This window comes from Okeania sp. (assembly GCF_983059655.1).
In genome coordinates this window covers 1-5,572 of the sequence record NZ_CEZPJD010000531.1, presented here as the reverse complement: position 1 = coordinate 5,572, position 5,572 = coordinate 1, and the positions used below count along the sequence as shown (strand labels likewise).

The following is a 5,572-nucleotide window of genomic DNA, read 5'->3' as shown; positions in this document are numbered from 1 at the left end:
GAACTGGAAAAATAGAGAGCTGCTGGTTATGACTGCATTGGCAAAAATTCAGCAACATATTGTTGAATGGTTTGAAGGGAAGGTAGAGGGCAGAAGGCAGAAGGCTGAAGGGAAAGAAAAGTTTAGAGGGAGAAGGTTTTTTTTATAACTGATTATCCGGACATGATATAACTAATTAACTTGACCTAAAACCTACTACCTAAAATACAATGCAAACGGAATTTAATTTTTTTCAGCACTGGTATCCTCTTTCTCCCATTGAAGACCTCGATCCAGAAATCCCAGTTCCTGTAACTCTGTTGGGAATACGTCTAGTCATCTGGAAGCCAAGATATTCTGTGAATTATCAGGTATTTTTAGATGTTTGTCCTCACCGTCTAGCGCCCTTAAGCGAGGGTCGTGTTGATGAAAAAACTGGTAATTTAATGTGTAGTTATCATGGTTGGCAATTTGATTCTCAAGGAATCTGTACTCATATTCCCCAAGCTGAGAATAAGCAAATTATAGAAAAAAATCAGCAAAATTTCTGTGTAACTGCCTTACCAGTGCGTCAAGAAAATGATTTACTCTGGGTTTGGCCTGATGCGAAAACAGCAGACTTAGCTGCTACTACACCTCTACCATTATCACCACAAATAGATGCTGAAAAAGGTTTTGTGTGGTCTTGTTATGTCCGCGATCTCGAATATGATTGGCAAACTTTAGTAGAAAATGTGGCAGATCCTAGTCATGTTCCTTTTGCTCATCATGGGGTTCAGGGTAATAGAGAAAGAGCTAAACCAATAGTTATGGAAATTTTGGAATCAACTATTGATTTAATTGAAGTTTTTAGTCCTGGAAATTTGCCGACAAAAATTACTTTTGAACCACCTTGTCGTTTAGAGTATGAAATTAGTTTTGGTGGCAGTGGAAAAAAAATAGGACTTGTTACTTATTGTTTGCCTGTATCTCCTGGAAAATCTAGAATTGTTGCTCAGTTTCCCAGGAACTTTGCTAAAACAATTCATCGACTGACACCGCGTTGGTGGGAACATATTAAAACTCGGAATTTAGTTATCGATGGAGATATGATTCTATTAAGTCAACAAGAACATTTACTTCAACAAAAACAATTAAGTGAAAGTTGGAAAACAGCTTACAAGTTACCTACAAGTGCAGACCGTTTAGTAATTGAATTTAGGAATTGGTTTGATAAATATTGCGATGCTAAATTACCTTGGAGTGAAGTAGGAATTAGCGTACAAAATAACTTACCAATAAATAATAATCGTGCTTTAATTTTGGATCGTTATCAACAACATACTCAGCATTGTAGTAGTTGTCGGCAGGCATTGAAAAATATACAAAGATTGCAAATTTTGCTTTTGACTTATTTTGTAATTACTATATCTGGAGTTGCTATTATTCCTGACAATTTGCGCATTAAAGTCGGTTTACCTTTAGTAATTACTGCACTTTTAGGAATGGGAGTTTATTCTTGGTTGAAACTGTGGCTTATACCAAAATTTTACTTTGTTGATTATATCCATGCTAAAAAATAAATTGCTTTCAAAAGTATGCAACAATCTGTGTTAAAAAATTAATAGACATCTGGTGATAATCAAAAATTAAATCAATCCCATACGCATAAATTATCAATTATTTTCCCCTACTCCCTACTCCCTACTCCCTCGAAACTGACAAACCATCTATCAGCTTTTTTGCTAATAGTTACAGATTTAGGAGTGACATGATCTGGCAGTATTTCATAAGTTTTAATCCATCCAATTCTTGGCAACTGAATATGACTAAAACCTACTGATGTTGAACCGTCTAAAGTAAAACTATCATCTCTACCTTTTTTCTTGAATTTAGGCATTGCAGATATTTTAGCAAAACAACGTTTCCAAGCTTCTGATAAGTACCTTAAAGCATATTGGGGGGCACATTTAGACACTTCATAGTACCAGCAGTTATTAGGTTTTACCATTGCTACTAACAGCTTATGCAAATCAATAGCAGTAGGAAATTTAAGTTTACTCTCAGGATTGTTAGTATTGTGATTAAGGATGTTTGTAGTTAGCCATAATCCCCAATTCCAGGCGTGCCTTGCAACACCAGCATGTTTCGAGAAGGATATTTATCCAGCGTTTGATTAATAATATTTTTGACAAAGAAAACTTAGGTTTTATACCATTTCTCAAAAGTAATACTACGCTTGGAAGGTATTCATTAATGGATAATTATATCATGTCCGTTGGTATCGTTTGTGTATAAAGTTGGGGAAATATCTAGCGCCATATAAGGTTTTTCCTTCTCTTAAAGCTTCTTCCTTCTTCCTTTTTCCTTACCTTCTCTATACAATACCGATGCTACCGGACATGATATTATAGCATTACGCAAATAGGTTAGGGCAATTATAGACGCTCAAACGAGCGTCAGGGATTACTTCTAACTTCTGACTTCTGACTTCTGACTTGCGCGTAGCGCTATACTTCTGGTTACAACCATTATTGATTGAATATAAGTAAATATTATTTCTTTATTTTCTCCTTGTAGAGCGACAGCTCGCGGCGCAGCCAAGGGGAGGCTAATAAAGCTGAATTATTTAATTAATAATGATTAAACCTTAATTATTCGGTAAAAATTAAGTGGAAAAATTACAGAGGTTACTTAACAATCAAATTACGTCAATAAATAGTATTTATAAATAGAAAATCTAAGTAGAGCAAAGTTTTTGAGAATTGGTATCAGACTATTTGAATCGAGATGCGTTTGTTATAGAATTATTTGTTTAAACTTATATAAATTAATTAAATAGAACTTCCATAAAATATAACTACTGAGGAATGCCATCGTTTCATTAGTTACCGAATAATTAACTAATTAATAATTAAATAATTATGGTTTAAAGCCTCCCCTTTTAAGGGAAAAAAAGCGGTATCCGGATGGCGAGGGGACCTCGCCATATCCAATCAACCAAGAGAATAAATAGTATTTCCTTATATTCAATCCTCTCGGTTGTAACCAGAGGTAATTATCAATTATACATTATCAATTATCCATTAATGAAAGCGTTTTCCGTTGTTATGAGGTACAAAATTTTAGGTTTAAGGGAACACCGGATCTGGGAACAGGGAACAGAAAAGAATAAAAATAACTGTACCTCATAGCTTCGGAAACTTCTGTAAAATAATATCATCAACTTAATTAACAGAAAACAAGCACCTAAAATTTAATTTTTTTGAATAGTCGTTCAATATAAACTAGAGGATCGGGAGGATCAATTAGAATAAATTATCTAACAATATATTTATCAATTAAGCAAACTTTATTTTATGAGAAATAGGGGTTTAACTAAGTTCTGAAGTGGCGTAGGAATGACCCGATATTGATGCCAAGAAACACTCACTAACTATTTACTACTTTCTCAGGTGAATCTCAGATTTTTCATAGACTATCTTAATATCGATACTGAATACTTTATAAATGTAAGGTTGAACTAAATTAATTGGAGAAAATAATATTATGAAAAACATCAACAAAAAATTAGTTGTAGCTAGTGCAATCACTGGTGTATTAGCTGTTGGTCTTACTACTTTTGGTAACAGTCAGGAAGCTCTTGCAGGCAAAGAAGGTATGGAAAAATGTGCTGGTATTGTTAGAAAGGGTATGAATGATTGCGGTGCTAATGGCCATGACTGTGCAGGTAAGGCTGCAGTAGATTCAGATCCTAATGAGTGGATCTATGTTGCTGAGGGTACTTGCGAGAAAATTGTTGGTGCAAGAGTTTATGTTCCAGAATCTAAATAGATATCAACTCAATTTTTAAGTGATTATAACAAAATTTGTGGCATTTTTGAATAGAGTCATGATTTGATTCATAGAGTATAGCAGAGGAAAATTTTCTATAGATAGATACCTTTTCCTCTATTTATATCTTTTGAATCAAATCAGCTAAAAATTCAAGAATGCCATATTTTTTTATAGGTACATCTCAATTTTGAATAAAGTCAAAAATTTATTGCTTTTAGGGAACAGGGAATAAGTAATATCAAATCCGGTAGCATCGGTGTAATAAGATAGTGAATCAGAATTCAGAATCCAGAATCCAGAATTTCCTACGGAATGCTCCGCAAACAGAAGGGAAGAGAACTCAGAATTCTTTCCGCTATGGGTGAAGATGGAATATTTTTTTATACCGAATTAAACGGATTTGATACAATACCATTTCTCAAAAACTTTTCTACATTTTGTTGAGCGGGGGAGTAGGTAGGGACGTTGCATGCGACTTCCGTACAGGGAGAAAAAAACATAATAATAATGAATATTAAATTAGCTAAAATTAGCATGCAAAGTGATTATGCTTCTGCTAATTAGTTGATAACTGAAGTATTGCGCAAGTATAGCACTAATGCATGGGAATTGGTATAATAAGGAATAGGAAAAAAGTGCTTTTACAAATATGATATTCACTCAATTGGGGTTTGTAGATGTGGAGCGACAACTTTTCGGCCAAATCCACTTTTCCAGTTATTCGGTCTTTTCTTCTTCCTTCTTCTTTCTTACTTCTTACTTCTTCCTTCTTAAATAAAAACAGCTTATGACAACAGAAATAGAATCTAAAAAAATAGAATTTGATGTGAATCAGAAGTGGCAAAGTAAGGGAGATTTACCCTACATTCAGTCACCTTCAATTAAAGGCTCAGGAATTGCCTTACGTTCGCTCCACTATCAATATATTCTGACTCAAAAACCGAAAGTAAATTGGTTTGAAGTTTTATCAGATAACTATTTATGTGCTGGTGGTTTACCACTATTTTATTTAGAAAAAATTCGTCAAGATTATCCTGTTACTTTACATGGAGTAGGAATGTCTTTGGGTTCAACAGACCCATTAGATTTAGATTATTTAACTCGCATAAAAAATTTAGCAGCAAAAGTTGAACCAGATTTAATTTCTGACCATCTATCTTGGATATCTGTCAGCGGTCACTATCTTAACGATCTAATTCCGCTGGTTTATACAGAAGAGGTGATGGATTTTGTGGCATCTCGTATCCTACAAGTACAAGAATTTTTAGGTAGACAAATTTTAATTGAAAATCCTTCTCCATATTTAACTTTTACAGATTCAACTATGTCAGAATGGGAATTTATTGAGGGATTAGTAAAAAAAGCTGACTGTTACTTACTTCTGGATATAAATAATCTTTATGTTAATGCTATAAATAATCGAATTGACCCTCTAAAATATCTGGATGGCATCCCACTAACAAGGGTTAAAGAAATTCATTTAGCAGGTTACGAAGAAAAGGAAAATTATCTATTAGATACCCATGGTTATCCTGTACATCCTCCAGTTTGGGAGTTGTATGAAAAAGCTTTAACAAGATTTGGTAGTGTACCTACTTTAATAGAATGGGATACAGATATTCCGAGTTTTGAAGTGTTAATGGCGGAAGCAAATAAAGCTGAAAAATTATTACAAAAGGTAAGTTTATTAATGAATAATGAATAATTAATAATTAATAATTAATAATGGATAATGGATAATGGATAATGGATAATTACTTCTCTCTTTTAGGGCTAT

The 5,572-nt window shown here is 33.6% G+C and carries 4 protein-coding genes; 3 read left to right on the top strand and 1 reads right to left on the bottom strand.

The window, feature by feature from the left end:
- The first annotated feature begins 209 nt into the window (after window positions 1–209).
- Window positions 210–1,541 (top strand): aromatic ring-hydroxylating dioxygenase subunit alpha, encoded by a 1,332-nt coding sequence (locus AC3DU7_RS23530; protein ID WP_488041725.1) that lies wholly within the window; start codon window positions 210–212, stop codon window positions 1,539–1,541.
- A 107-nt stretch (window positions 1,542–1,648) separates the two neighbouring features.
- Here the strand turns inward: AC3DU7_RS23530 and AC3DU7_RS23525 are convergent, their stop codons facing one another.
- Window positions 1,649–1,969: a hypothetical protein gene (locus AC3DU7_RS23525; protein WP_488041724.1), complete on the bottom strand. Its 321-nt coding sequence runs from the start codon at window positions 1,967–1,969 to the stop codon at window positions 1,649–1,651.
- Between the two features lie 1,538 nt (window positions 1,970–3,507).
- Here AC3DU7_RS23525 and AC3DU7_RS23520 point away from each other — a divergent pair.
- On the top strand, window positions 3,508–3,792 hold the full coding sequence (locus AC3DU7_RS23520; protein WP_488041723.1) for a BufA1 family periplasmic bufferin-type metallophore: 285 nt from the start codon (window positions 3,508–3,510) through the stop codon (window positions 3,790–3,792).
- A gap of 790 nt (window positions 3,793–4,582) precedes the next feature.
- On the top strand, window positions 4,583–5,500 hold the full coding sequence (bufB, locus tag AC3DU7_RS23515; protein ID WP_488041722.1) for an MNIO family bufferin maturase: 918 nt from the start codon (window positions 4,583–4,585) through the stop codon (window positions 5,498–5,500).
- Window positions 5,501–5,572 lie beyond the last annotated feature (72 nt).

Coding starts and splice junctions, on each gene's coding strand:
- AC3DU7_RS23530 (WP_488041725.1), top strand. CDS start 210: ATGCAAACGGAATTTAATTTTTTTCAGCACTGGTATCCTCTTTCTCCC.
- AC3DU7_RS23525 (WP_488041724.1), bottom strand. CDS start 1,969: ATGGTAAAACCTAATAACTGCTGGTACTATGAAGTGTCTAAATGTGCC.
- AC3DU7_RS23520 (WP_488041723.1), top strand. CDS start 3,508: ATGAAAAACATCAACAAAAAATTAGTTGTAGCTAGTGCAATCACTGGT.
- bufB (WP_488041722.1), top strand. CDS start 4,583: ATGACAACAGAAATAGAATCTAAAAAAATAGAATTTGATGTGAATCAG.